The following is a 23,710-nucleotide window of genomic DNA, read 5'->3' as shown; positions in this document are numbered from 1 at the left end:
ATGCCTGATCTGCTGGCCGGGTCGGTGGTGTCCGCGCTGGACACCCCGCCGACGGTGGCTGACCGGCAGGACGGGACGGTCGGGTCGGTGTCGTCCGCGGTCATCGGCACGTCGTACGCCACCACGTGGGGCGGCTCCACGGTCTGCGGGGTCGCCTTCAGTGCGCCGACGACCGGCCGCGTACTGCTGCACTACGCCGCCGAGTTGGACAACAGCTCGATGGTGACTCTGGTTGCCCCGCGGGTGGGTGACGGCGCCACGGTCGGCTCCGGGGCGGAGATCGTCGCCCCGCAGGATCAGATCGCGATCTCTAACGCGGGCACGAACCAGGTCCGGTGCGGGGCGTCGCTGCTGGTCGACGGGCTCACCCCGGGCGCGACCTACAACGCGGCGTTGTCGATGCGGGTGACCGGCGGCAACGGCGCGGTCTCGCGCCGGATCGTCATCGTCGCCCCGGCTACGTGAGGAGGGCCTGATGGGCTGGAGGCTCGCCCGCTCCCTCGAGGTGCTGCGCGCCGAGGTGGACGCGATCGCGCCCAGCCGGAGCAGGGCCAGCGACGGCACGATCGGCGACGCCGCGCACGCCAGCCGGCCGTCGGACCACAACCCGAACCCGTCCCGGGTCGTGTGCGCGCTGGACCTGACCCACGACCCGGGGGCCGGGGCGGACATGCACCGGATCGCCGAGCACATCCGCACCCAGCGGCACCCGGCGCTCAAGTACGTGATCTGGAATCGGCGGATTGCGTCCGCGTCCAGTGGGTGGGCGTGGCGGACCTACACCGGCAGCAACCCGCACACGCGGCACATGCACGTCAGCGTCGGCACCGGTCCGGACGGCCGGTCGACCGGCCGCTACGACGACACCAGCCCGTGGGGGCTGGCAGGAGGAGACGACATGCTCGGAGTCAGACGAGGCGACCGGGGGGACCGGGTGCTGGCGCTCCAGCACACGCTGGTCGAGGCCGGATTCGACCCGGGGAAGCCGGATGGCGTGTACGGGGAACGGACGGCCAAGGCCGTCTACGAGATGCGGAAGGCGGCCGGGTCGGTGGCCGCGAAGGACGGCAACGAGGTCACCCCGGCGACGTACGCGCAGCTGCTGAAGATGGTGGCGAGGCGGAACGGCGCCGGGAAGCAGGGGCCGGCCGGCCCGCAGGGTCCCGCCGGCCCGCAGGGGCCGCGGGGTGAGCCCGGGCCGCCGGGTGAGGTCGACTACTCGCGGCTGGTCGCCGAGCTGCTGCGTCGGCTCACCGCGCCGGGCGAGGGGTAGCCGGTGGATCCGATCGACATGGCCGGCGCGGTGGCGGCGGTGACCGGCGCGGCCGCCGGGGTGGTGTGGATCGGGCGCGGGGCGCTCCGGTGGGGGCGCCGCATCGCGCACATGGTGGACGACCTCACGGGCGAGCCGGCTCGACCGGGGGTGCCAGCCCGGCCGGGGCTGATGGAGCGCATCGGCACCATCGAGGGCCGCCTCGACGGGCTCGATGGGCGGCTCGACGGCCTGGACGCGCGGCTCGGCTGCCTCGACGGCCGCCTCGCTGCGGTCGAGCACGAGCTGAGGCCCAACAGTGGTTCGTCGCTGCATGACAAGGTGACCCGGCTCGCTGAGGCCGTGGCGCCGGAGAGGTAGGAGAGATGCAGGAGCACACCCCTGACCCGGACAGCACCGAGCCGCTGCTCTCGGTCGGGTCGCTGACCGCCGCCGCGACCGCCGTGATCGCGCTCGTGGTCGCGTTCGGCGTACCGCTGTCCGCCGACCAGCAGTCGGCGATCCTCGGCGTGGTGGCCGTGGTGGCGCCGATCGTGGTGGCCGTGGTCGGCCGCCGCCGGGTCTACAGCCCGGCGACGGTGGCGCGGCTGCTGCGCCGCTGACCCCGGTACGCAGAGCGGCCCGGTCCCCGAGATGGGGGCCGGGCCGCTTCGTCGTTGCTGTGGCACCTGAGCGCGTCCCCATCGAGGCGGGCCGCGCACCAGGCCGCCGGGGCGTCGCCGACCACCACGACGGTCCACCACGTGCCCGGCACGTCCAGCTCGTCCGGGGTGCTCTCCGCGTCGACCCACATCCGGCCGACCAGCCACTCGTCGGCCCGGATCCGGTCCAGCAGGGCGGCATACTCCGGCTGGCCGTGGGCCAGGGTGGCGACTGCGGTCATCGCTCGCCCAGCGCCTTGAGCAGGCTCATCCGGTCGATGCCGGCTCGCCGCGCCGCAGTCGCCTTCGGGGTGCCGTCGGTGACCAGCATGACGGCGATCTGCTCGGCGGCCACGTAGGCCTCCCGCGCCCGCCGCCGCGCGTCGATCAGCGCCCGTGCCGCGTCCTCGGGCGTGGTCTCCCCGAGCAGGTACTGCACGGCCGCGGAGAGGGCGGCGTCGCGCTCCGGCTGCTCGTCGGGGTCCGGGTATCGCTCGGCGATGGCCGCCGCCACGGCGTGGAGGCGGTCGATCTGCTCGGGGGTGAGGTCGTCGGCGGCCGGGCCGAGCCAGGCCATCAGGTCGTCGCTGAGCTCCATCGGGCTACTCCTCGTCGTCGAAATCCGGGCTGTCGTCGCAGCAGCCGTGCAGGCAGGGAAGGGACTCGCCGCCGACGCTGCGGGCGAAGCGGTCACCCTCGGGGGTGCGGTGCGCCTCGGGGGCGTGGTAGATGGCCATCTCGCTCGCGGCCCGCCGGTACAGGGCGGAGGCGTAGCCGCGGCGCTGGTGCTCCCGTGGGGTCTCCACCTGAAGGATCTCGCCGGTCTCCATGTCGACCCACAGCTCCGAGACGGTCTCGCCGTCGATGACGAGGGACCAGTGGTGAGCCGGGGCGTCGTGGTCGCTGTACCGGGCGATGTCTCGAATGATCTGCCGCTCGCTCATGTAGACCAGTCTACAGTACTGATGTAGACCTGTCTACAGCGTGTCGGGGGGTCGCGGGGTGCCGATCACGGTCGATCCTGTGCTACCGTCAGTGCCACGCGTAGGTCCCCACGCATGTGGGGATGATCCATGCCACACGCTCGGATTCCCGTGATCCCCGCCATGCGGGGCTGAAGCAAGCGGCCCCGGCCTCCGCGTGGAGGCCGGGGCCGCTTCGTCGTGGCACGGCCCGTCCCGAGGCGCTAGCCCCGTCTCGGGACGGCGCCGGTCACCTCTCGCTGGCCCAGGCGCGGACGGTCGACTCGCTGATCCCCGCCGACCGGGCTATCTCGGCCTCGCTCTCCTCGGCGTACTGCTCCATCTCCCGCACGGTGGCGGGGGTCACGCCGTCGGCGATCAACGGCTCAGCCTCCTCAGGCAGGAACCCGCGCCGGGCCCAGCTCGCCGCGAGCTGACGCCCCAGCGCCGCCTTGAGTTCCCTGCCGGCCATCATGCTCTCCTCTCACCGCCCGGCGCGGATGGTCAGGTGATGGCCGCCGGCTCTGCGCACAGCCCGACCATCGCGAGGATCGCCGCTGCCCAGACCGCGACAACGGGAAGGCGAAGCCCGAAGTGCATCGGCCGGTCACGTTATCGGTCGACGTCAAGTGATCGCCGTCCGCCGATCGGCCCAGTACGGTACCCGTCCGGCGGATAGCACGCGGCGCCCCGGAGACTAGTCACGGAGCGCCGCGGTCATGACGAGGGGTGTGATTCCCGGTCCGGGCTGCCCCTCTGCGAAAGTCGACGGCCCGGACCGGGTGGTGACAGGGTGGCCTGGTCACCAGCCTGCCGCCCCGTCACCGGTGACCCGACATCCCGCCAAGGAGCAGGTCACGGGCTCATCCTGCCCGTCTGGGTATACCCAGTCAACCCGCCGTGCGGGAATGATGGCGCTCCGATGATCGGCATGGTGAGGTGACGGGCATCCCGCCAAGGAGCCCACCACCGTGCCCACGAAGACGCAGCGCGTCATGGACGACCTCACCGCGCGGATCCGGTCCGGCGAGTACCCGCCCGGCGTCCGGCTGCCGTCTCGACGCGAGCTCGCCGTTGCGTACGGGGTGTCGGAGCAGACGATCCGGAACGCGACGTACCGGCTGGCGGTGGCCGGGCTGCTGGAGAGCGTCCCCCGCGGCGGGTACTACGTGCGTCGGCGGTAGCACACGTAGCAGTCATGTGGGACAGTAGAGCGCGTGATGACGATCGAAACGCCGCGGCCGCGGGCCGCTGACGTCGCCGAGGCGCTCGCCGACCCGGGCCGCGTCGGCCGTACCCGCGCCGACCACAACGAGGGCCTGCGCCGGCTCGCGGTCGCCGTCCAGACAGCGGTCGGCCGGGGCGCCACCTACAAGGAGATTCTCGCCATCGTCGAGCAGGCCGCCACCGAGGAGGCTGCCCGGTCGCGGCTCGCCGCGCGGGCCCGCGCGATCGTCCACGACGGCGACGACAAGTTCTGACCTCGGACACGTAGAAGGGGCCCGGACCAGCACGGTCCGGGCCCCTTCTACGTGTTGCTAGGCCTTGTACCGGCCGCCGTCCAGCTTCCGCAGCTTGCCTTCCTGAACGAACTTGGCCACCCACTTGTTCACGGTCTTCATGCTGACCTCGACCCCGCGCGAGCCGAGCACCCGCTGCATCTCCGTCGGGCCGATACCCTCCGGCCCGGACTCCCGGGCGAGGTCGATCAGCAGCTCCGGCCGCCACCCCGCGCCGTCCTGGCCACCGGACGACGGCCGTAGGTCGGCGACGAGGGCCTCGAACACAGTGTCCAGCTGGTCTTTCGGCATGGACTCCATCTCGGCGCGTGCCGCCGCCCGCCGCAAACCCTCCCGCGCCCGGCGGCGGCGCTCGTCCCGCTCCTCCCGCGACAGCGGCCGGTCCTCGGGCTGAGCCTGCACCTGCTGCTCGGCCGCAACCGCCCGGTCCAGCCGGCCGGCGTCGTGGATCGCGGCGATCACGTCCGGACGGCCGTAGGCGGGCACGCTGACAGCGTCCGCCGGCTCCGGCGCGGCCGACGGGCGGCCGGCCAGCTGGTCCAGCCACGGCTGCAACCGCTGCCACCGCTCCGCGTATGTCCGGCCGCCCACGTGCTGGCCGGCCGGGTCCAGCTGGGCGCGCTGCCCGCCGGTGGCCACGACCAGGCGTCGGATCTGGTCCGGAAGCGTCCTGTACACCTTGATCTGGCGCACGGCCGCGCCACCGTCGCCGCGACGGAGGAAGAAGGTTCCGGGGTGTACGAGGTCGGCGCTGCGGACCCGGGAGCCGGGCAGCATGTATTCGAGTTCGGTGTCGTCCTCTACCGGGCCACACAACTTGAGTGCCGCCTGCTTTCGCACGCTGACCGGGATCGTGTCCATCGTGGCCCGCAGCGCCGAGAAAACAATGTTCACGGCCTCCGCGCGCCCAATTCTCTGGACCTTACGCAGCGCGTCCATCGCCGCCCGGGCCGCCGGGTCATCCTCCACCTCGGCCGACTCGTCGACCACGATCGTGATCTGCGGCAGGTCCCGGGTGACCGGCAGCAGGTCGCCGCCGGCCCGCGCGGTCAGCGCCGCGTACCTCGCCTTGCGGTCGGCGGCGATGGTGGCGGCGACCCGGGCCATCAGCACCACCTCTTCGGCGCTCGCCGCCACCCAGTCGATCGGCGGGGTGACAACCTCCCCTTCGGCGTACGGCAGCATGAACGGAACCGCGAGACCGCCGCCGTTGAGGTCGGCGATCCAGACGACAGTGTCCCGGCAGCGCAACAACTGGCCCACCAGCACCTTGAGTGCGTTGCTCTTGCCGCCGCCGCGGCGGCCAGCGATCAACGCTGACGCCTGCCGCAGATTCACGGTGGCTACGGTGGTGTCCTCGTTCACCCCGATCGGCAGGTCATCCCAGATCGACAGCGGAGACGTGTCGTCCGGTTGCGGCACATCCTCGGCGAGCGCGTACACGGTCGGGACCCGCACCACCGCCGTACCCTGCAGATCGCCCTCCTCGACGCTGATCATGCAGCCTCGGGGTAGGCGGGGCTGGGCAGCGCCGGCGAGCCGGACCGCGTTGTCGCGGATCGCCGTCCACGTGTCACCCGAGCCGGGCGCGAACTCGACGTGCAACGTGAATCCGGTGCCGGTGGGCCAGTCGATGTCGGCGGTGATGGTGATCGGCTGCACCCGGCAGATTCGCTCGATGAGCGCCTTCCACTGCGCTCGGCGACCGACCGGCTGAGACACCTTGGCCTGCGCCGCCGGAGCGGTCACCGTGCGCTCATCCTCGCCGCCGGTGAACGCTGGCGCGACCAGCCAGCCGGCCCCGGCCAGCGCCCCGCCGACGACCAGGTTGGCGACCTGCCACGGCCCGGTCACCGTCGACCAGACCGCCCACCCGCCAGCCGCGAGGCCCGCGGCGAGTCGGAACACCCGCTCCGACCACGGCCGGGCGGTGATCCAGTCCCTGACCGCCATGCCGGCGACGATGCCAGCGGCGGGGACCGCAGGCGCCCACGCCGGCACGTCGACCGCCTGCCCGACACCGGCCGCCACCAGCGGCCCGACGGTGGCGATGACGCCACCCGCGAGGCTCTCCCACGATCCCCGACCGTCCATCGCGTCTACCTCCTTACCTCGTCACTCGGCGCCGCGGACGTCCCACTTGGCCTCGATGTCCCGCGACCCGTGCCGCGGCGCGACCCCCCGCTCGATGTCGACCTCGTTCTCCCTGTGCAGGGTCGCCCGGGCCTCTTCGGCGGTGCCCGCGCCGGCGCGGATGTCGTCGGCGACGGACCGCAGCGCCTCGGCGACCGGGGCGGCGACGGGCCACTCGGACTCGGCGCGGCTGGCCATCTGCCGCACGCCGGCGGCGACGTCCGCGAGAGCGTCGCCCAGGCCCGGGATGTCGCGGACCAGGTGGTGCATCGACTCGGGGTCGTAGTCGCGGAGCGCGGCGGCCAGCTCGCTGGCGGCGGCGCGGACGCGGTTCATGTCTCCCATTGCTCCTCCTATGCGTGGGCTGGGTACTGCCGGCGTCGCGTTCTTCTCCTCGGCGGCGTCGGCTGCCTTCTTGACGGCCTCCTTGACCAGCTCGTCGGTCGTGGCGGCCTTCTCGTCCTTGGTGTTGTCCTCGGCCTTGTACGTCGCGGCCGTCGGGCCGGGTGACGGCTTGCGCTTGTCCGCCCGGGCCGGCTGGCCCCCGCGCAGGCCACGCAGGAAGTCGTCCCAGATCGACGGCTTCTTCTTGCCCGGCTTGCTACTGGACGCCCGGGCGGCGGACGGAGTGCCGTGCTGGCGGCCCCGGCTGCTGGCCGGGGCGGAGCCGCCCTTCGGCGACCGGCCCCGGCCGCTGGTCGGGGCGAACAGCCGCCCAAACGGATTCCTACCGCTGCTGCTGGCGGCCGGCCAGGGAACAGCCGGGACAACAAACCCGGCCGGGTTTGCCCGGTACCGTTGCCGGACCTGCCACGGTCGCGGCCGCGGCCGAACAGCTTGCCCAGCGGTCCCCGGCCGGTCCGGGTGGTGGTCGTCGTCTGCCTAGTAACCCCGGCAGCCCCGCGGCGGGCGGCCCGGGCCTTCCTCCACGCGATGATGAGCAGCACCGCGGTGGGCCCGAAGACGACGACGAGCAGGACGGCGTGGATCACGATTCCCCACACCGGGCCGCCGACTTGCCAGATCAGCAGCTCAACCGCGGCCACCACGAGCGCCACGGCCGCGAGCGTCTTCGGCGGCGGCATCTTGATGCGGTTACGGACCGTGCGCGGGCGAGATGTCTCGCCGCTGGCCTTCGTGGGCCGGTCCTGGGCCACCTTGGTGATCGTGTCGGGGTGAGTCACCTCGGGGTGAGTCACCTGCTCGTCGGCCGTCATCGCCGCACCTCAGAGGGGGTGGCAGACGACTCTACAGCGGGGTGAGTCACCTGGGGTGAGTCACCCCCGACACTCACCTGCCGCCGCGGGCGACCGGCCAGCGTGTAGCAGACCACCGCGGCGCCGGCGAGGATACCGAGCGTGACGGACAGCCACGTGTGGATGGCCGACCAGCCGCCGGCGACGGCACCGGTGCCGACGAACAGGCCGACCGCGCCGGACGCGCCGAGCGCGATGTTGCCGCGCGTGTTCAGGGTCCGCTGCTTCACCGGAGCATCTCCCGCCGCTCGGCGACCAGCGCCGCCACGCACGCGGCGACGACGAGGATGCCCAGGCCAGCCAGCAGCCAGGTCAGCCAGTCCGGGCCGACGGTCTCGCTGATGATCGCGCCCGTGACCGGGATGGGCAGGGTGGCGAGCAGGCCGTGCACGACGGCCGTCCACCGGTTGGCCGGCGGGTCGGTGTGCTCGACCGGGTCGTCGAGGGCCAGGTCGATGTCGTCGTCGACCGGCGGGGTGTGGTACAGGGTGGTCACGGTTCCTCTCCTTCCGGGGGGATCGGGCGGGGCGCGGCGCTTGGCTTGGTAGGTCTGCCGCGCCCCGCGACTTTGGGCTGGTCAGGACTGGTTGGTGGCCAGGTCGGCCCCCGTCTCCTCGGCCCGGTGCCGCCAGCCGGCGGCGACCGCCCGCAGCGTCTCCGTCGGCGGCAGGGCGGACGTGGCCCGGGCTAGGCGGGACGCGTCCAGGTGGTCGGCCTGGCGGTCGATCTGGTCGGCGGCGACCGCCAGGCCGACCAGGTCGCCGACCATCCCGGCGTGGGTGATACGGGTGCGGAGTCGGGGCAGCATCGGTACTCCTTTCAGACCGCGGCGCGGTCGGGGTCGGTGGTCTGGTCGGCGGTCAGCAGACCCCGCAGCCGCACGGCCCGGGACCGGCCGCCGCCAACGATCTGCTGGGTCTGGCTGATGCTGGGGGTCTGGCCGCCGTTGCGGGCCTGCCACCGGCGCAGCGCCGCCAGGTCGGCCCTGTCCTTGTTCCCGGTCCGGTCCAGCCGGACCACCGCCGTGGGCACGGGCGGGCGGACCGCCACCGGCCGGCGGGCGGAGGTCTGACGGACCACCGGGACGAGGTCCGCCCGGGGGTCTGGTGCCGGGTCCGGTACGGGGGTCTGGTGCGGTGTCGCCTCGATCGCCGGACGGTCCGCCGGACTGGTCGGCTCCACCGCCGGCCGCGGCGGGGTCGGAGGGGTCCGACGCGGCTGGTCCGGCCCGGCGGGAGTCTGGAACGCGCGGGCCGGGTCCGTCACCCGCAGCACCTCGCGGCGCCACACGGTGATCGTTGACCAGGGCGCCAGCACCAGGCGTACCAGGCGGGGGTACGTGATGGCGACGGGTCCCGGCTGGCCGCGGCGGCGCAGCACCTGGCGGCGTACCTCGCTGAGCAGCACCTCGAACGCGATCGCGGCGACGACCGGCACACCGGCGGCCAGGGTGATCGTCTCGACATCGCCGCCAGAGCGGGCCCACGCCCAGGTCCCGTTGCTGGCGGCGCTGCACAGGATCGCCAGCGCGGTACCGAGTCGGGCGAAGACCGCCGGACGGGCGTCCAGACTGGCGGCGTACGCGACGGCGGCCATCGCGACCGCCATCCCGTCGAGGACCAGCGGCAGCAGCTCGGGGGTCCGGAACCCCCTGGACTGTGCGAACAGGGACTGCTCCTCGAACGACCAGACCGCCCCGGCGAGCCAGACCAGTCCGATCAGCGCCAGGGACAGTCCGGTCGGCAGTCCGGCGGTGAACCGCTGCCACCAAGTCCGGGGGGTCTGGCTGTCCCGGTCCGGTCCGGGGGTCTGGGTGGTCTGCTGAGTCATGTCGACCACCGTACCGCTTTATGAATGAGGCAGCAAGGTTGATGTACGCTCATATCTGTCCGCACGCCGGGCACCGAACCGATCAGGCAGTAAGGTCAGCAGACAGGCCGCGACCGAGGGAGCTGACATGGACAGCCAGAGGTGGACCAGCACCTCGAACAGGTACCTGACACCCGGTCAGGGCGACACGTGGGCCGCCGACGCCGCCCAGTCCGGCCAGCGCGGCACCCAGCAGCTGCTCGACGTCGGCGTCATGCTCGGCACCAACAACGTCACCGACGCCCTCGGGCTACCCGCCCACGCCGAGGTCGTGATCCGGATGCGGCTCATCCTCGCCGACGACCAGCCCGTCGAGATCGTCACCTCGTACTGGCCGGCAGCCATCGCCGCAGGCACGCCACTGGCCAAGCGGCGGAAGATCCGAGGCGGCGCCGTCACCCTGCTCGCCGAGCTCGGCTACCGGCCGGCCACCGTCCGCGAGGACATCACCGCCGCGGCGGCCGCGGACGTACTCGACGAGGACCAGCGCGACATGCTCCACCTCGCCGACAGCGACCCGGTCCTGGTCCTCGCCCGCACGATCTACGACGCCACCGGCCGGCCGTACGAGTACACCGTCATGGTCATGCGCGCCCAGGGCCGGCAGCTCACCTACATCCGACAGGACGGCTGACGATGCCCATCCGTGATCCGCGACCGCGGAGCCAGCAGATCGCGGCCGAGCTGCGCGCCGACATCATGGCCGGCGACCTGCCGCCCGGCTCGCGACTGCCCTCCACCGCCCACCTGGCTGCCCGGTACGAGGCGCCCGGCGCGACGATCCAGAACGCGGTCGCCATCCTCAAGCAGGAGGGCTACGTCGAAGGTCGCGTCGGCAAGGGCGTCTACGTGCGCCCCACCCAGCAGCAGACCATCACCCCTGTCGACTACGCCCGGCCCGCCGAGCCCGGCCAGCCGTACACCTGGATCACCGCCGCAGCCGACCACGGTCAGCGCGGCGCCTCGCGGCTCCTCGGCGTCGGCGAGGTGCCGGCACCCGCCCAGGTGGCCTGGGCGTTCGGGGTCGAGCCCGGCGCGCCGGTGGTGCGCCGCACGCAGATCCTCAGTCTCGACGACGCGCCGGTCGAGCTGGTGCACTCCTACTACCCGGTCGACCTGGCCCGCGGCACCCCGCTGGCCGAGCGGCGACGAATCCGGGGCGGCTCGCCGGCGGTGCTGGCCGACATGGGGCTGGAGCCGGTCTCCTTCGAGGACGTGTTAAGCACTCGGCCGCCGACACCGGAAGAGTTCGTGGCACTGGAGCTGCCGGTCGAGGTGCCGATCCTGAGAACGTTCCGGGTGTCGATCGCCGCGTCGGGTCGGCCGGTGGAGGCTCTGATACTCATCAAAGCCGGACACCGACACGAGATCAGGTACCGCTGGCCGGTCGGCCGGTGACGTACGACCGGCCCGGTTATGACGCCGGTCCCCGAACATCTGTCCTAAGGGAGGATCTACTGTCGACCAAGCGGATCGATCCGCCCTACGGCCATGACCTGCCGATTAATCTCTGTGTATCTTCGCCATAGAAATTCCACGCGCCATCGTGGGGGGAGGGCAGCGTGATGGTGCAGCGTCGCACCGCCCCGATTCAGGGGCGTACGTTGGCCGCCTGGTCCGATGACACGGCGCTGATCGAGACCGCGCTGGGGAGCAGCCGGGGAGGGCGCCTCTCCGAGCTGGTGGAGGCCGGCACCATCCCTGCCGACATGGCGCCCTGTGACGGCCGAGACGCCGGAGCTGATCCCTCCCGACCGCGTCTCGGCACCGAGGCCCGGGACTGGGCCAATGACCCCCACAATCAGCCCGGTCCCGGGCCCACCCCGCCGCTACCCTGGCCCGGCTGATCTGAACCGGCCGCGCACCCGCCAGCGCGGCCCCGACCGGGCATGCCCTAACCACCGGCACCCCGGGGGAGGTTGTTGCCAGCCCAACCTCCGATCTCACCCTCCCCGCCAGAGATCAGGAGTGACCCCGTATGAGCTCCACCCCCAAGCGGCCAGGGCCGGCCGCCTACATCAGCCTCGGCATTCTCATCGCCGCCGGGTTTAGCCCGCTCGCCGTGCACACCATCACCCTCATCGGCGGCGCGCGGCTCGGCCGGACGCTTGACTTCGCGCTCCTCGCGGCCCTCGCGGTGCTGCTGTCGGCCGCCGGAGCGTACGCCGCGTGGCTGATCATCCGACACTTCCGGGCCTGCCAGGCCGAGGATCGTGCAGCGCAGCAGGCCGAGATCGACGAGTTGACCCGGCGGGTGGAGGAACTGGAAGAACAGACGTGGTGGGGCGGCGGCGACTCCAGGACAGACCCCGACGCGGACGATACGGTCGAGCTGGGGCCGACGGTGGTGCCGTTCCGCCGCCGCGGTCACTGGGCGGAGTCGCGCTCTTCGTAGTTCTGATAAACCTGCGGGGTCTGCTTCTCGGCAGCCTGCTCAAACACCACATCGCACAGCGCTCAGGTATCGGACAAACAACTGTCATCGGGACTACGCCCAGCGCAACGCCGAGCGGTTGACCGAGCTGCTCCGCGACGAGGCGACCGGGGCGCGCCGGGACGGCCGCGCCGGTCGGTGATCGCGTCCGCCCACGGCGTGGCCGCGTCCGGGTGTCGATTCACCCGGCCCGGGTGAGCAGGAGTCACCCGTCAGGGGGCGAGCATGGCGAGGGTGTGGAGTAGGAGGCGCATCCGGGTGACGTCTCCGGAGGCGTGGTCACGGGAGCGTGCCGGGCGATGGAACGTCATCACCGGCCGCCAGACGGGACGGGGGAGCAGTCGTGCCGAACAACACGTACTCGGCCATCGAATCGTCGATAGAGAAGACCAACATCATCCTGAAGGAGATCGAGCAGGCGTACGGCTGGCCGAAGGAGCGCCGTAACCAGTCGTACGCGGCGTTGCGGACCGTCCTGCACCTGCTCCGCGACCGGCTTCCGGTGCAGGAGAGCGCGCACTTCGCGGCGCAGCTTCCGATTCTGGTCCGGGGCATCTACTTCGACGGTTGGGACCCGAGCGTGGTGCCGATCAAACTGAACCGTGAGGAGTTCCTCTACGAGGTCCGGGCCGGTTTCCCGTTCGACGTCGAGGGCGGGCCGGCGACGGTGGTGAACACCGTGCTGAACGCGCTGCGGCGGCACGTCACCGAGGGCGAGTGGGACGACGTCAAGTCCAGCATGCCGAAGGACCTCATCAAGATCATGCCATGACCGGGGGACGGGCCCGGCCACGGTCACGGTCACGATGTGCCGGGGTGGCCCGGCGGGGTCGGCTGGTCGGCCTGGCACGTCGGGTCAGTGCAGCGTCACCTCGGAGGCGAGTCGGCGCCGATGGTCCACCCGGCGCTCCGCGCCGACGAGCCGGACCGGGACGGTGTGCCGGTGGTCGGCGCTGGAGGCGGAGAGCCGAAGCTCCAGGTCGCCCGGCTCGACGACCCGGTGCCCGTGCCGGCCGGTGAACGCGGCGAGGTCGGCGTGAACCCGGAAGTCCACCCGCCGGGTCTGTCCCGGACCGACCGGCACCCGGGCGTAGCCGATCAGCCGGACCACGGGGCGGGTCACCTGGGCCACCGGGTCGTGCAGGTAGAGCTGCACCACGTCGGTGCCGGCCCGGTCCCCGACGTTGCGTACCGTGACCGAAAGGGTCAGCTCGCCGTCGGTCGGCAGCTCGACCGGGGCGTCGACCGCCGGGACCACGCCGTTCACCCGGACCTCCGGCCAGACGAACTCCGTGTACGACAGGCCGTGGCCGAACGGGAAGAGCGGTGTCGGGTCGACGTTGCTGACCTCGGTACGCTGGCCCAGCGCCGGGGTCAGGTAGGTGCTCGGCTGGCCGCCGGGGTCGCGCGGCACGCTCACCGGTAGTCGGCCGGACGGGCAGACCCGACCAGTGAGCACCCGGGCCACGGCCGGACCGCCCTCCTCGCCGGGGAAGAACGCCTGGACGATCGCGGCCAGCCGGTGGGCCACGTGGCCGAGCGCGTACGGCCGCCCGGTCAGCAGCACCAGGATGACCGGGGTGCCGGTGTCGAGCAGCGCCGACAGCAGGGCGGACTGGGGCCCGGGCAGGCGCAGGTCGGGGGCGTCCGATCCCTCGCCGGACGTGCCGTTGCCGAACAGGCCGGCCCGGTCGCCGAGCACCGCGACGCAGACGTCGGCGTCCCGGGCGGCCGCCACCGCCGCGGCGATGGCGGCGTCCGACTCCGCCTCGTCGCCGTCGACCGTTCCCCCGACCGCGTGGGTGATCGGCGTCGTCGGCAGCTCGGCCCGGAGCGCGTCGAGCAGGGTGGGGATCTCGACCCCGGCCGGCAGGTCGGGGTGCTGGCTCCCGACGTGGCTTGGGAAGGTGTAGCAGCCGAGCATGCCGGTGACACTGTCGGCGAGCGGCCCGACCAGGGCGATCCGGGAATCGGGCCGCAGCGGCAGCGCACCCGAGTTGGCCAGCAGCACCACCGACTCCTCGGCCAGCTCCCGGGCCAGCGCCCGGTTGGCGGGCGGGTCGAGGTCGATGCGGATCTCGTCACCCGGCCCGCCGCCGTTGTGCCGGTCAGCCGGCTCGGTGAGGGCGGGCGGTAGCGGCGACCAGTCCGGGTCGAGCAGGCCCAGCTCGCACTTCTGTCGGAGCACCCGCGCGGCGGCCCGGTCGACCAGGGCCTCCGGGACCATACCGGCGCGGACCGCGGCGACCAGCGGGGCGCCGTAGCAGTGCGCCGCCGGCAGCTCGACGTCCACGCCGGCCGTGAGCGCCAGCGCCGCGGCCTCGGTCAGATCGGCGGCGACGCTGTGCAGCCGCGTGAGGAAGCTGATGCCGAAGTAGTCGGCGACGACGGTGCCGGAGAACCCCCACCGCGTGCGTAACAGGTCGGTGAGCAGGGCCGGATCGGCGGCCGGCGGCAGGCCGTCGATCTCGGTGTAGGCGTGCATCACGGAGCCGGCGTTGCCGTCCCGCAGCGCCATCTCGAACGGCGGCAGCAGCACGTCGGCGAGTTCCCGGGCCCCGACCGCCACCGGGCCGAAGTTGCGGCCGGCCCGGGAGGCGGAGTATCCAACGAAGTGCTTCAGGGTGGCGATCACGCCGGCCGACTGCAGGCCGCGGACGTACGCGGTGCCGAGCGTCGCGACGAGGTACGGATCCTCGCCGATCGACTCCTCGGTGCGTCCCCAGCGCGGGTCCCGGATCACGTCGAGCACCGGGGCGAGTCCCTGGTGTACGCCGACCCGGCGCAGCGCGGTGCCGATCTGGGCCGCCATCCGTTCCACCAGGTCCGGGTCGAACGTCGCCCCCCAGGCGAGCGGCGTGGGATAGACGGTCGCCTTCCAGGTCATGAAGCCGGTCAGGCACTCCTCGTGGGCGATCGCGGGGATGCCGAACCGGTTGGCGGCGACGATCTCCTCCTGCCTCCGGGCCAGGGCGCGGGCGCCCTCGGTCGGATCGACCGGCGCCGTGCCGAAGGGGCGGGTGAGCTGCCCGAGGCCGGCGCTGATCAGGTCGCGCCAGTCCGGTGCCGTGCCGACCATCTCGTGCTGGTGCGGGGCCAGGTCGTCACCGGTCGAGTTGCCGCCGATCCAGACCCCGTACAACTGGGCGACCTTCTCCTCCAGCGACAACCGGGCGAGCAGGTCCTCGACCCGGCGCGCCGCGGGCAGGCGCCGGTCCCGCCAGGCCGGCAGGGCCTGGTCCGCCGGGGTGGCGTTCGGCAGCGTGGTGTCGGGGAAGGGGACACGACCGCCCGCGGCGTCGTCGGCCGGGGCGACGGCCGGCCCGTCCTGCGGACCCGCGTCGGAACCCGGGGTGACCTCACGCCGACCAACCTCGGTGGTCGACCGAGTGTCGGCGGCCTTGCGGTTGCTGCTCACGAGCAGCCTCCTGTCGCTGGTTTCTGGGCCCCTTCCGGCGCCGACGCACGTCGTTGTGGCAGGCGGACGGTCAGGTGGCGAGCGTACTTCCGACATGTTTCCGGAAAATCCGGCCCGCGTCGAGAGGTTATTGGTGCCGAAGTTGGCCCGCAAGGCTTCGTCCGGGCGAGGGCCTTGACCGTATCCTTCGTGGCGTCGTAGCGTGCGCCGCATCGCGTTGAATTATCGGGCAGACACCGAAAGTTTGCGGACCCCTCGCGTCCCACCCGGCCCGGTGCCGGTCCGAAAACACGGGTGGGGCGGGACGCCGTGGGGCCCGACGGGCAGGGGAGCCAGCGGCAGCACGGCATCCCCGGTGGGTCCGCCGGAGATGACGATCATCTTCGGCGCGAAAACGGTCCCGCGTCGACGCCGTCCCGTGGGCGGCGACGACCGTGGCGGACGCCGGGGGAGCCGAGTCGGGTCGTCCCGGGACGCTCCGGCGGGACCCGGGCGGTGGGGGCCGGCCCGGATCAGGGCAGGGGGTGTCCGGGTCCGGGCCGGCAGTCCCGACACGCGGTCGCCCGGCGTGGGAGGGCGCGCGGACGCCGCCGAGGACGCGGGCGGGTCGGCCGGGCGGGGACCGGCCCGCCCGCCCGGCGGACGGGGACGGATCCGAACGCATCCGTGATACATTGATGTTCATCACTATCATGGCGTGTCATGGATGCGTGGCCGGTTCCGGTTCGGGGGCCGGCCGGTCTGGAGGTGTGGCATGCGGAGCCGCCTTCTCGTCACGGGAGCGGCCCTGGCCGTCGGGTTGAGCGGCGCCGGCTTCGCCACGGCCGGGGTGGCTCCCCGGCCCGGAGAGGTGTCGGTGCTGGCCGCCGGGGAGTTCGATTTCAGCCGTCCGGAGACCGTCGCCACCAACCTGCAGACCCCGTGGGGGCTCGCCTTCCTGCCCGATGGCAGCGCGCTGGTCGCCGAGCGGAACAGCGCCCGGGTGCTCCGCCTCCGCCCCGGACAGAGCCCGCAGCAGGTCGCGACCATCTCGGGGGTCTCGGCCGGTGGTGAGGCCGGCCTGCTCGGCCTCGCGGTCTCGCCGACGTACGCCCAGGACGGCTACGTCTACGCCTACTTCACCTCGGCCAGCGACAACCGGATCGTCCGGTTCCGGCTCGACGCGCCGCAGACCCAGACGCCGATCCTCACCGGGCTGGCCCGGGCCAGCTTCCACGACGGCGGCCGGATCGCGTTCGGCCCGGACGGGATGCTCTACGCCGGCGTCGGCGACGCGGGCCAGACCGCCAACTCGCAGAACACGCAGAGCCTCAACGGCAAGATCCTCCGGATGCGCCCCGACGGCTCGGTCCCGGCCGACAACCCGATTCCCGGCTCCCTCGTCTACAGCCTCGGTCACCGGAACGTCCAGGGACTCGCCTGGGACGCCCAGGGCCGGCTCTACGCCACCGAGTTCGGGCAGAACAGCTGGGACGAGGTCAACCAGATCGTGCCCGGCGGCAACTACGGCTGGCCGACCGTGGAGGGTCGCGGCAACGATCCGCGGTTCCGCGACCCGATCGTCACCTGGACCACGGCCGAGGCGTCGCCGAGCGGGGCCGCCATCGACGGCAACGTCCTCTTCGTCGCCGCCCTGCGGGGGACCCGGCTCTGGACGGTGCCGCTGACCGGCAACGGCGGCGCCGGTACGCCGGTGGCCGCGCTGGTCGGCACCTACGGCCGGCTCCGCACGGTCGAGCGGGCCCCGGACGGCTCGCTCTGGGTCACGACGAGCAACCGGGACGGTCGGGGCACCCCGGCCGCCACCGACGACCGGGTGCTGCGCTTCCCGCCGGTCGGCGGTACCCCGACCACCCCGGGCCCCACCACGCCGACCCAGCCCACCCTTCCGCCGACGACGCCGCCCGGCACCACGCCACCGGCCTCCGGCCCCTGCACCGCGACCTACCGGCAGGTCAACCAGTGGCAGGGCGGGTTCCAGGCCGAGGTGACGGTACGCAACGCGACGACGGCCACCCTGAACGGCTGGACCGTACGGTGGACCCTGCCCAGCGGCCAGACGATCAACCAGCTGTGGGGTGGGACCCTCACCGTCAGCGGATCCTCGGTGACCGTCCGGAACGCCAGCTGGAACGGATCGCTCCCGCCCAACGGCTCCACCACCTTCGGGCTCATCGGCAGCGCCACCGGCACCACCGACCCGCCGACCACCCTGACCTGTACCAGCCCGTAGCCGACGCCCCGTCGGGCGCGCCGTGACCGGGCGGTCCCACCCCGGACCCGTGCCGGCGGGCCGGGCGGGACCGCCGGACGGACCTCCCCGACAGCGCGGTGACCGGCGGGCCGGACGCGTCGACGGACGGCGGGTCAGCCCGGTGGCGCCGGCCGCGGCCGGACCAGCCGGCCACCGGCGGCGGGGGCGGCCTCGTGGAGCCCGCGTACCGCGAGCCGGTCGGCCCGCTCGTTCCCGGAATGCCCGGCGTGGCCCTTCACCCAGTGCCAGTGCACCTCATGGCGGCTCGCCGCCGCCTCCAGCCGCTGCCACAGGTCCGCGTTCTTCACCGGGGTCTTCGCGGCGGTCTGCCAGCCGTTGCGTTTCCAGGTCGGCAGCCATCGGGTGATTCCGTCCCGCAGGTACGTGCTGTCGGTGTGCAGCCGTACCGTCGCCGGGCGGGTCAGGGTCTCCAGCGCCCGGATCGCCGCCATCAGCTCCATCCGGTTGTTGGTGGTCGCCGTGGCCTCGCCGCCGTAGATCTCCTTCTCCCGGGTGCCGTACCGCAGCACCGCGCCCCACCCGCCTGGACCGGGATTGCCGCGGCACGCACCGTCGGTGTAGATGTCCACCACGGGCCGGGTCTCCTGCTCCGTCACTCCGGCACCATACCCGCCACCGGCGACGCCCGGCCGCAGGCGGTTCCGGGCGCGCCGACCGCCGAGGCGGAGGAACGCCGGACCGACCGCCGTGGTGATCCGTCCGATCCGGTCGGACCGGCGCGGCTACTCCACGGGGGTCAGGCGCAGGGCCAGCGCCGGGCACATCCGAACCGCCTTACGGGCGCCCGCCTCCAGCCACGTCGGGACCGGGGTGGAGGGGAACGCCGGGAAGCCGTTGGCGTCCAGCCGAATGAACTCCGGCACCACGTGGGCGCAGAGCCCGTGCCCGTCGCAGCGTGACCAGTCCACCACCAGTTTCGAGGTCGGCGTGTCGGCGGGGGAGGGCAGACCCAGCACACCCTTCACCCGCTTGCCACAGCCGCCCCGGGTGGCGTGCGCCTCGAGGTCGTCGAGAAACACCTCCAGGGCCGAGGTGGCGAACCGGGCCGTCCCGTCCGGGTGGCTGCACGCCCCGCGTCCGCGTACCACCCCGGCCGCCGCTCGCACCGCCTCGGCGGGGGCGCTGCCGCTGACGATCAGCTCGAGCGAGCGGGCCAGGTCCGGCAGGCCCAGCCGGCACGGCCCACACTGGCCGGCCGACTCGCCGGCCAGGTACGCCACCACCTGCGCGGCCTCGCCGAGCGGGCAGACGTCGGCGCCGAGCGGCATGATGATCCCGGCACCGAGCGTGCCGCCGACCTTGGCGAACCCGGCTCGGGAGACCTCGGCCGTCGCCGCGGCCTCCGCCGTGATCCACTTGCCGTGGTAGCCGCCGGTGAGGACTCCCGGTCCGGCCGGGGCCTCGCAGAGTTCCAGCACGTCCCGCAGCGGGATCCCGGTCGGACACTCCACCACCGCCGGCCGGCCGGCGGCCCCGGTCACGGTCAGCAGTACCGTACCGGGTTCGTCGGGAGTCCCGACCGTGCTGTACTCGTACGGCCCGAGCCGGGCCGCGATCGCGAGCTGGGCGTACGTCTCGGCGTTGGAGAGCAGCGTGGGCAGCCCTCCGACGCCGCTGTCGCTGGCGCGCTGCTTGCGCCCCGGTGGGATGTGCGCCTCGCCGTTGATCCCGCGCACCAGCGCCCCACCCTCGCCGGAGATGAACCGGTGCGGCACGGTGACGATGCCGGTCCGGACCGGCATCCGGCGCTCGGCCAGCGCGGCGGTCAGCGAGGCCTCGCCGATGCCGTCGTCGGCGACGCCGATGACGATCTCCTCGGCGTCCAGCGCGTAGGCGGCGATCGCCGCCCCGTCGAGGATCAGGTGTGGGGCGCGGGTGAGCAGGGCCTTGTCCTTCCACGCCCCCGGCTCACCCTCGGTGGCGTTCACCACCACCACGGTCGGCAGGTCCTGCCGGTCCGCCGACTCCAGCACCGCCCGGACCTTGCGGGCGAACGGGAAGCCGGCTCCGCCCTTGCCCTTGAGTTCGATCGCCTCGACGAGCCGGATCAGGCCCTTCGCCGAGAGTGGGTTGACCGGGCCGTGCACCAGCTCGTGCGCGGTCAGGTCCAGCCGGCCGAACTCGTCGAACCCGGCGGTCAACCGCGGCTCGCCGAAGCACGCGACCGGGGGTACGGCGGTCAGACTCATCGCGTCACACCTTCGGCTTGGTACTGCGGGCCACCGTGGCGGCCCGGACCCGCCCTCATCGGACCTCCCCCTTCAGGCTGGTCCAGTACGCCCCTTCCTCCGCCGCCTCATCCGACCTGCGGCGACGGGCGGTACGGGTCCGGCGTGCCCGCCGTGCGGCCAGGTCGACCAGGGTCGGGGTGTCGTCGTCATCATCGTCGTCGGGGGTGCGGCGAGCCAGCAGGTTGGGTTCGTACCGGGCCGCGCGGCCCCACCCCGCACCGTTGTCGTCCTCCTCGCTGCTTCGGCTGTGCCGTCCGACACGACCGTCGCTCCGCTCCTCCGTCTCGTCGGGGTCGCGACGGCGACGGCCGACGGGGGTGAGCTCGTCCTCCGGGTCCCGCCAGGGCCGCCGTCCCGCCCCGTCCTCCCCGGTCTGCGGATCGTCCCGGTCCGGGTCCCCCCAGTCGGAACGGCCCCGCGACCAGCGGCGAGGGCTGTCCCACGGCAGTTCCGGGCCGTCGTCGGCGGACCGCTTCGCGACGTCGGCGTCCCGCTCGTCGTCGGGTTCGGTCATCCGGTCGGCGTGGCGGGGCGAGTCCGCGGTGTCGAGCGCCCCAGCCCGCGCCCACGTGTCGATCGCCGGCTCCGTCCTGTCGCCGCGCAGGTCGTCGAGGGTGTTCCGGCGGCGCCGACCAACCGGCAGATCCCGGTCCGACGCCTCCGACCACCGGTCGCCCCGCCCGCCCGCGTCGCGCCGGCTGGCGCGGATCTCGTCGGCGGTCCGGCGCCGGGCCGGCGTGGCGGGCTTGGCCGGCCGGCCGACCGGGGCCATTGAGCCGGTGGTCTGCGCCTGCTCCTGGCGCTTGCGGCCCAGGCTGACCGAGAGGCGGAGCAGGAGGAGGACCACCACCATCACCACGCAGAGCACGTAACTCACGGTCACCCAGGTCGCCGCCGCGCGACCGGCCATCAGGCCGTGCACCAGCGCGACCGGCCAGGAGGCGTACGCGACGCTGTGCAGGGCCCGCCACAGCCACGGCTTGCCGACACCGGCGAACCGGGCCCGGGCCAACCCGGTCCAGAGCACGAAGACCATGAGCACCGCCGCGACGGTGCCGAGTCCGACGTAGACGTCGGCGCCGTTGACGAACGGCAGGACGACCGTGGTCGGGGTGATGTGGCCGGCGGCGATCTTCGTCAGGATGTGCAGGGCGAGGCTGAAGACCGCGATGATGCCGAGCGCCCGGTGCGCGGACTGGAGCAGCACCCGGTGCCGGATCAGCAGGACGATGCGGTCGGTCGCCACCAGTCCGACCATCACCGTCAGGCTCAGCGACACCAGGGTGACCGGGCCCGCGTAGAAGGCGGTGAAGACGAACATGTACGCGTGGATGAGGTTGCCGAACGGGCTCAGCATCGCCACTGCCCACGCGGCGGTCAGGGCGGAGACGACGAGCAGGACGACCGCGGGCTTCGACCGGGGCGTACTGCCCCGGCTGGTGAAGCTCTTCGGGATGCTGGCTCGCTGAAACTCTCTCGTCCGGGCCATGTGCTCCTCGATCTTCCGCCTCGGCGCCCGTCGTCACGCCCTGCCTGACCACCCCGTCCCGGCCGGACGGCTGGGGCGCGCGTGTCGCCCCACCGCGTCGCCCGGCGGTGGCCGGCCGGGCCGTCGCACGGTGTCGTGTCGCGGCCCGACCCACCACAGGTACGGAGAAACCAGTCAGGCGGATGAATCCGGACCGATTATGTTTCACGATGGGTCGGCCCGGTGGGCGGGGTGGACGATCCGGCCTCAGCCGGTGAAGAGCCTCGCCGCCGTGATCGCCGTCTGTCCGACGCCGTAGCCGAGCAGGACGGCGACCAGCAGCCAGGAAGTCCACAGCCGGCCGGCCTGGCCCGGCGCGGTCGGGGGCGGCTGCTCCGCCGGTGCGCTGTCCGGCTCCACCGTCGCGCCGTTGCCGGTGGTGCCGGTCTCCTTCCCGGTGGTGCCGGCGCCGGTCTGACTCGCGCCGCCCCCGCCGCCGGGTGCGACGCCGGTTGGTGCGGTGGCGGCCTCTACCCGGGGTTCGTGGAAGCGCTCCGGTACGGGCCGGACCAGCAGGTTCGCCACGAAGCCGAGCGCCAGGACGCCGATCATGGTGAACAGGGCAGGCTGGTACGCGGTGGCGGTGAGCGTGCCCGGCTTGCCCTGGGCGTCGAGGAAGCCGTTGATGATCAGCGGACCGGCGATGCCGGCGGCGGACCACGCGGTCAGTAGCCGGCCGTGGATGGCACCGACCTGGTAGGTGCCGAACATGTCCCGCAGATAGGCCGGGATGGTGGAGAACCCACCGCCGTAGAAGGACAGAATGACGCAGGCGAGCACCACGAACAGTGCCGTGGCGGTGGCGCCGACCAGCGCGAGGAGCGCGTAGAGCACCATCCCCACGCCGAGATAGACCACGTAGATGGGCTTGCGGCCGATCACGTCCGAGGTGGACGACCAGACGAACCGGCCGGCCATGTTGAACAGCGACAGCAGTCCCACGAAGCCGCCGGCCGCCGCGATGCCCACGGTCGAGACCCCGTCGGCGCGGAAGAAGTCCTGGATCATCGGGCTGGCCTGTTCGAGGATGCCGATGCCGGCGGTGACGTTGCAGAACAGCACGATCCAGAGCAGCCAGAAGGTCCGGGTCCGGATCGCGTTCGAGGCCGAGACGTTGGCCGTGGTGACCAGCGGCTTGACGGCCATGCGTGCCGGATCGAAGCCGGCCGGCCGCCAGCCCGGTGCCGGGACCCGTACGTTGACCACGCCGAACATCATGATGGCGAAGTAGCCCAGACCGAGGGTGACGAAGAGCCCGACCAGCGCCCCGCCCGAGGCGACCGAGGCGGAGTCGGCCGGGTCGTATCCGGAGTCGTAGAGCGAGAGCAGTTGCCGGGAGAGCGGGCTGGCCAGCATCGCGCCGCCGCCGAACCCCATGATGGCCAGGCCGGTGGCGAGGCCGGGACGGTCCGGGAACCACTTGATGAGCGTCGAGACCGGCGAGATGTACCCGATGCCGAGCCCGATGCCGCCGAGGACGCCGTACCCGAGGTAGACCAGCCAGAGCTGTCGGGTCGCGATGCCGAGGGCACCGACCAGGAAACCGGCGGCCCAGCAGCAGGCGGAGACGAACATGGCCTTGCGGGGGCCGTTCGCCTCGACCCAGGTCCCGCCGACCGCGGCGGAGAGGCCGAGCATCACGATCGCGATGCTGAAGATGATCCCGATCGCGGTCTGGCTGGTGTCGAAGTGGGCTATCAGGGAGTTTTTGTACACGCTGGTGGCATAGGCCTGACCGATGCACAGGTGCACCGAGAGTGCCGCTGGCGGGATCAGCCAGCGGCTGTACCCCGGGGTGGCGACGGTGTGTCGGGGATCGAGTGCGGACAGCAGTGGCACGGTCGCACCTCGCTGGGGCGGGGCGGGGGCGACGGCGCGAGCACCGGCCGGGGGAGGGCGTCGAGCGTCGTCCATCCGCCAGGGAGAGGGGGCGTTCGCCCGGAACCTAGCCCCGCCCGGTGCACAGTGGATCATCAACGGCTCGTCGATCGCCGGGCGGTCGGCCGGCTGAGCCGAACGGTCGTCGATGTTGCCCCGGTGTCCGGGCGGCCGGCGACCACCACCGGAAGCGGCCTGCCCGCGGCGGGTCCGGCGTCGGCGGCGAATCCGGTATCGCCGCGGCCGGGGCGGGCGTCGGTCGGCGTGCCGCGGCGGTCGATGGGTGGCAACC

The 23,710-nt window shown here is 73.0% G+C and carries 27 protein-coding genes and 2 pseudogenes; 14 read left to right on the top strand and 15 right to left on the bottom strand.

Translation table 11 applies throughout. From position 1 onward, the window contains the following. The 4 genes from EF879_RS18610 to EF879_RS18595 are packed head-to-tail and all read left to right on the top strand — an operon-like array spanning position 1 to position 1,875. Positions 1–465 carry a hypothetical protein gene (locus EF879_RS18610; protein ID WP_148086479.1) on the top strand — a complete coding sequence of 155 codons (465 nt, stop codon included), beginning with the start codon at positions 1–3 and terminating at the stop codon, positions 463–465. A 10-nt stretch (positions 466–475) separates the two neighbouring features. After that, complete coding sequence (locus EF879_RS18605) at positions 476–1,273, top strand: peptidoglycan-binding protein (RefSeq protein ID WP_123560337.1); 798 nt, start codon at positions 476–478, stop codon at positions 1,271–1,273. 3 nt (positions 1,274–1,276) lie between these two features. After that, positions 1,277–1,633, top strand: coding sequence for a hypothetical protein (locus EF879_RS18600; protein WP_370375524.1), 357 nt, complete (start codon positions 1,277–1,279; stop codon positions 1,631–1,633). A 5-nt stretch (positions 1,634–1,638) separates the two neighbouring features. Further along, positions 1,639–1,875: a hypothetical protein gene (locus EF879_RS18595; RefSeq protein WP_123560335.1), complete on the top strand. Its 237-nt coding sequence runs from the start codon at positions 1,639–1,641 to the stop codon at positions 1,873–1,875. On the opposite strand, the gene EF879_RS18590 is transcribed toward EF879_RS18595, so the two are convergent. From EF879_RS18590 to EF879_RS18575, 4 genes are all read right to left on the bottom strand, one after another. Further along, on the bottom strand, positions 1,836–2,156 hold the full coding sequence (locus tag EF879_RS18590; protein WP_123560333.1) for a hypothetical protein: 321 nt from the start codon (positions 2,154–2,156) through the stop codon (positions 1,836–1,838). The genes EF879_RS18595 and EF879_RS18590 overlap by 40 nt on opposite strands. Continuing rightward, positions 2,153–2,512, bottom strand: coding sequence for a hypothetical protein (locus EF879_RS18585; RefSeq protein ID WP_123560332.1), 360 nt, complete (start codon positions 2,510–2,512; stop codon positions 2,153–2,155). The genes EF879_RS18590 and EF879_RS18585 overlap by 4 nt, the downstream gene beginning before the upstream one ends. A 4-nt stretch (positions 2,513–2,516) precedes the next feature. Beyond that, positions 2,517–2,858 (bottom strand): hypothetical protein, encoded by a 342-nt coding sequence (locus EF879_RS18580; protein WP_123560330.1) that lies wholly within the window; start codon positions 2,856–2,858, stop codon positions 2,517–2,519. A 268-nt stretch (positions 2,859–3,126) separates the two neighbouring features. Then, the gene (locus EF879_RS18575; RefSeq protein ID WP_123560328.1) at positions 3,127–3,351 is read right to left on the bottom strand and encodes a hypothetical protein; all 225 of its coding nucleotides are present in this window, start codon (positions 3,349–3,351) and stop codon (positions 3,127–3,129) included. 496 nt (positions 3,352–3,847) lie between these two features. Between EF879_RS18575 and EF879_RS18570 the strand changes: the two genes are divergently transcribed. Next, positions 3,848–4,060: a winged helix-turn-helix domain-containing protein gene (locus EF879_RS18570; protein ID WP_233604565.1), complete on the top strand. Its 213-nt coding sequence runs from the start codon at positions 3,848–3,850 to the stop codon at positions 4,058–4,060. Positions 4,061–4,093: 33 nt separating this feature from the next. Continuing rightward, a complete protein-coding gene (locus EF879_RS18565) occupies positions 4,094–4,357 on the top strand; it encodes a hypothetical protein (RefSeq protein ID WP_148086478.1) in 264 nt (87 codons plus the stop codon). A 57-nt stretch (positions 4,358–4,414) separates the two neighbouring features. Here the strand turns inward: EF879_RS18565 and EF879_RS18560 are convergent, their stop codons facing one another. Beyond that, a complete protein-coding gene (locus tag EF879_RS18560; RefSeq protein ID WP_123560322.1) occupies positions 4,415–6,490 on the bottom strand; it encodes a hypothetical protein in 2,076 nt (691 codons plus the stop codon). A gap of 21 nt (positions 6,491–6,511) precedes the next feature. Continuing rightward, a complete protein-coding gene (locus EF879_RS18555; protein WP_148086477.1) occupies positions 6,512–6,865 on the bottom strand; it encodes a hypothetical protein in 354 nt (117 codons plus the stop codon). A gap of 597 nt (positions 6,866–7,462) precedes the next feature. Between EF879_RS18555 and EF879_RS18550 the strand changes: the two genes are divergently transcribed. Next, positions 7,463–7,708 (top strand): hypothetical protein, encoded by a 246-nt coding sequence (locus tag EF879_RS18550; RefSeq protein WP_148086476.1) that lies wholly within the window; start codon positions 7,463–7,465, stop codon positions 7,706–7,708. 34 nt (positions 7,709–7,742) lie between these two features. On the opposite strand, the gene EF879_RS18545 is transcribed toward EF879_RS18550, so the two are convergent. From EF879_RS18545 to EF879_RS18530, 4 genes are all read right to left on the bottom strand, one after another. Further along, entirely contained in the window at positions 7,743–8,015 is a 273-nt protein-coding gene (locus EF879_RS18545) for a hypothetical protein (RefSeq protein WP_123560316.1), read from the bottom strand. After that, positions 8,012–8,281 carry a hypothetical protein gene (locus EF879_RS18540; RefSeq protein WP_123560314.1) on the bottom strand — a complete coding sequence of 90 codons (270 nt, stop codon included), beginning with the start codon at positions 8,279–8,281 and terminating at the stop codon, positions 8,012–8,014. The genes EF879_RS18545 and EF879_RS18540 overlap by 4 nt, the downstream gene beginning before the upstream one ends. Positions 8,282–8,362: 81 nt before the next feature. Continuing rightward, entirely contained in the window at positions 8,363–8,593 is a 231-nt protein-coding gene (locus EF879_RS18535; RefSeq protein ID WP_123560312.1) for a hypothetical protein, read from the bottom strand. 11 nt (positions 8,594–8,604) lie between these two features. After that, positions 8,605–9,615 carry a DUF2637 domain-containing protein gene (locus EF879_RS18530; protein WP_123560310.1) on the bottom strand — a complete coding sequence of 337 codons (1,011 nt, stop codon included), beginning with the start codon at positions 9,613–9,615 and terminating at the stop codon, positions 8,605–8,607. Between the two features lie 127 nt (positions 9,616–9,742). On the opposite strand from EF879_RS18530, the gene EF879_RS18525 reads away from it, so the two are divergent. The 5 genes from EF879_RS18525 to EF879_RS18510 all read left to right on the top strand — a co-directional run bounded on the left by EF879_RS18525 (position 9,743) and on the right by EF879_RS18510 (position 12,860). Next, complete coding sequence (locus EF879_RS18525; protein ID WP_123560308.1) at positions 9,743–10,288, top strand: GntR family transcriptional regulator; 546 nt, start codon at positions 9,743–9,745, stop codon at positions 10,286–10,288. Between the two features lie 2 nt (positions 10,289–10,290). Then, positions 10,291–11,052 carry a GntR family transcriptional regulator gene (locus EF879_RS18520; RefSeq protein ID WP_233604564.1) on the top strand — a complete coding sequence of 254 codons (762 nt, stop codon included), beginning with the start codon at positions 10,291–10,293 and terminating at the stop codon, positions 11,050–11,052. A gap of 164 nt (positions 11,053–11,216) precedes the next feature. Continuing rightward, complete coding sequence (locus tag EF879_RS27020; protein ID WP_148086475.1) at positions 11,217–11,501, top strand: hypothetical protein; 285 nt, start codon at positions 11,217–11,219, stop codon at positions 11,499–11,501. Between the two features lie 131 nt (positions 11,502–11,632). Then, positions 11,633–12,049 carry a hypothetical protein gene (locus EF879_RS18515; RefSeq protein ID WP_123560306.1) on the top strand — a complete coding sequence of 139 codons (417 nt, stop codon included), beginning with the start codon at positions 11,633–11,635 and terminating at the stop codon, positions 12,047–12,049. A 382-nt stretch (positions 12,050–12,431) separates the two neighbouring features. Next, the gene (locus EF879_RS18510) at positions 12,432–12,860 is read left to right on the top strand and encodes a DUF2267 domain-containing protein (protein ID WP_123560304.1); all 429 of its coding nucleotides are present in this window, start codon (positions 12,432–12,434) and stop codon (positions 12,858–12,860) included. An 84-nt stretch (positions 12,861–12,944) separates the two neighbouring features. Here the strand turns inward: EF879_RS18510 and EF879_RS18505 are convergent, their stop codons facing one another. After that, positions 12,945–15,506: a glycoside hydrolase family 3 N-terminal domain-containing protein gene (locus EF879_RS18505; protein ID WP_233604563.1), complete on the bottom strand. Its 2,562-nt coding sequence runs from the start codon at positions 15,504–15,506 to the stop codon at positions 12,945–12,947. Between the two features lie 754 nt (positions 15,507–16,260). On the opposite strand from EF879_RS18505, the pseudogene EF879_RS18500 reads away from it, so the two are divergent. Both EF879_RS18500 and EF879_RS28230 read left to right on the top strand, forming a co-directional pair. After that, a pseudogene (locus tag EF879_RS18500) lies at positions 16,261–17,331 on the top strand (sorbosone dehydrogenase family protein); the annotation flags it as partial. Continuing rightward, complete coding sequence (locus tag EF879_RS28230; RefSeq protein ID WP_233604590.1) at positions 17,323–17,739, top strand: cellulose binding domain-containing protein; 417 nt, start codon at positions 17,323–17,325, stop codon at positions 17,737–17,739. The pseudogene EF879_RS18500 and the gene EF879_RS28230, both read left to right, overlap by 9 nt. Before the next feature lie 134 nt (positions 17,740–17,873). Here EF879_RS28230 and rnhA read toward each other — a convergent pair whose 3' ends face one another. From rnhA to EF879_RS18480, 4 genes and pseudogenes are all read right to left on the bottom strand, one after another. After that, on the bottom strand, positions 17,874–18,377 hold the full coding sequence (gene rnhA, locus EF879_RS18495; RefSeq protein ID WP_123560297.1) for a ribonuclease HI: 504 nt from the start codon (positions 18,375–18,377) through the stop codon (positions 17,874–17,876). Between the two features lie 126 nt (positions 18,378–18,503). Beyond that, complete coding sequence (locus tag EF879_RS18490) at positions 18,504–19,970, bottom strand: NADH-quinone oxidoreductase subunit NuoF family protein (RefSeq protein WP_123560295.1); 1,467 nt, start codon at positions 19,968–19,970, stop codon at positions 18,504–18,506. Positions 19,971–20,025: 55 nt separating this feature from the next. Then, positions 20,026–21,501 (bottom strand): hypothetical protein, encoded by a 1,476-nt coding sequence (locus EF879_RS18485; RefSeq protein WP_123560293.1) that lies wholly within the window; start codon positions 21,499–21,501, stop codon positions 20,026–20,028. Positions 21,502–22,017: 516 nt separating this feature from the next. Beyond that, a pseudogene (locus EF879_RS18480) lies at positions 22,018–23,373 on the bottom strand (OFA family MFS transporter); the annotation flags it as partial. Between the last annotated feature and the right edge of the window lie 337 nt (positions 23,374–23,710).

It is taken from the genome of Micromonospora sp. HM5-17, assembly GCF_003762835.1.
In the GTDB taxonomy this organism is placed as follows: domain Bacteria; phylum Actinomycetota; class Actinomycetes; order Mycobacteriales; family Micromonosporaceae; genus Plantactinospora.
This window is presented reverse-complemented; position numbering and strand designations above follow the sequence as displayed.

Bases quoted from the DNA above. Each gene is read 5' to 3' on its own strand.
- EF879_RS18490 (WP_123560295.1), bottom strand. From the start codon at position 19,970: ATGAGTCTGACCGCCGTACCCCCGGTCGCGTGCTTCGGCGAGCCGCGG.
- EF879_RS18555 (WP_148086477.1), bottom strand. From the start codon at position 6,865: ATGAACCGCGTCCGCGCCGCCGCCAGCGAGCTGGCCGCCGCGCTCCGC.
- EF879_RS18525 (WP_123560308.1), top strand. From the start codon at position 9,743: ATGGACAGCCAGAGGTGGACCAGCACCTCGAACAGGTACCTGACACCC.
- EF879_RS18520 (WP_233604564.1), top strand. From the start codon at position 10,291: ATGCCCATCCGTGATCCGCGACCGCGGAGCCAGCAGATCGCGGCCGAG.
- EF879_RS18535 (WP_123560312.1), bottom strand. From the start codon at position 8,593: ATGCTGCCCCGACTCCGCACCCGTATCACCCACGCCGGGATGGTCGGC.
- EF879_RS18605 (WP_123560337.1), top strand. From the start codon at position 476: ATGGGCTGGAGGCTCGCCCGCTCCCTCGAGGTGCTGCGCGCCGAGGTG.
- EF879_RS18575 (WP_123560328.1), bottom strand. From the start codon at position 3,351: ATGATGGCCGGCAGGGAACTCAAGGCGGCGCTGGGGCGTCAGCTCGCG.
- EF879_RS18550 (WP_148086476.1), top strand. From the start codon at position 7,463: ATGATGAGCAGCACCGCGGTGGGCCCGAAGACGACGACGAGCAGGACG.
- EF879_RS18590 (WP_123560333.1), bottom strand. From the start codon at position 2,156: ATGACCGCAGTCGCCACCCTGGCCCACGGCCAGCCGGAGTATGCCGCC.
- EF879_RS18530 (WP_123560310.1), bottom strand. From the start codon at position 9,615: ATGACTCAGCAGACCACCCAGACCCCCGGACCGGACCGGGACAGCCAG.
- EF879_RS18610 (WP_148086479.1), top strand. From the start codon at position 1: ATGCCTGATCTGCTGGCCGGGTCGGTGGTGTCCGCGCTGGACACCCCG.
- EF879_RS18515 (WP_123560306.1), top strand. From the start codon at position 11,633: ATGAGCTCCACCCCCAAGCGGCCAGGGCCGGCCGCCTACATCAGCCTC.
- EF879_RS18585 (WP_123560332.1), bottom strand. From the start codon at position 2,512: ATGGAGCTCAGCGACGACCTGATGGCCTGGCTCGGCCCGGCCGCCGAC.
- EF879_RS18485 (WP_123560293.1), bottom strand. From the start codon at position 21,501: ATGGCCCGGACGAGAGAGTTTCAGCGAGCCAGCATCCCGAAGAGCTTC.
- EF879_RS18595 (WP_123560335.1), top strand. From the start codon at position 1,639: ATGCAGGAGCACACCCCTGACCCGGACAGCACCGAGCCGCTGCTCTCG.
- EF879_RS18560 (WP_123560322.1), bottom strand. From the start codon at position 6,490: ATGGACGGTCGGGGATCGTGGGAGAGCCTCGCGGGTGGCGTCATCGCC.
- EF879_RS18580 (WP_123560330.1), bottom strand. From the start codon at position 2,858: ATGAGCGAGCGGCAGATCATTCGAGACATCGCCCGGTACAGCGACCAC.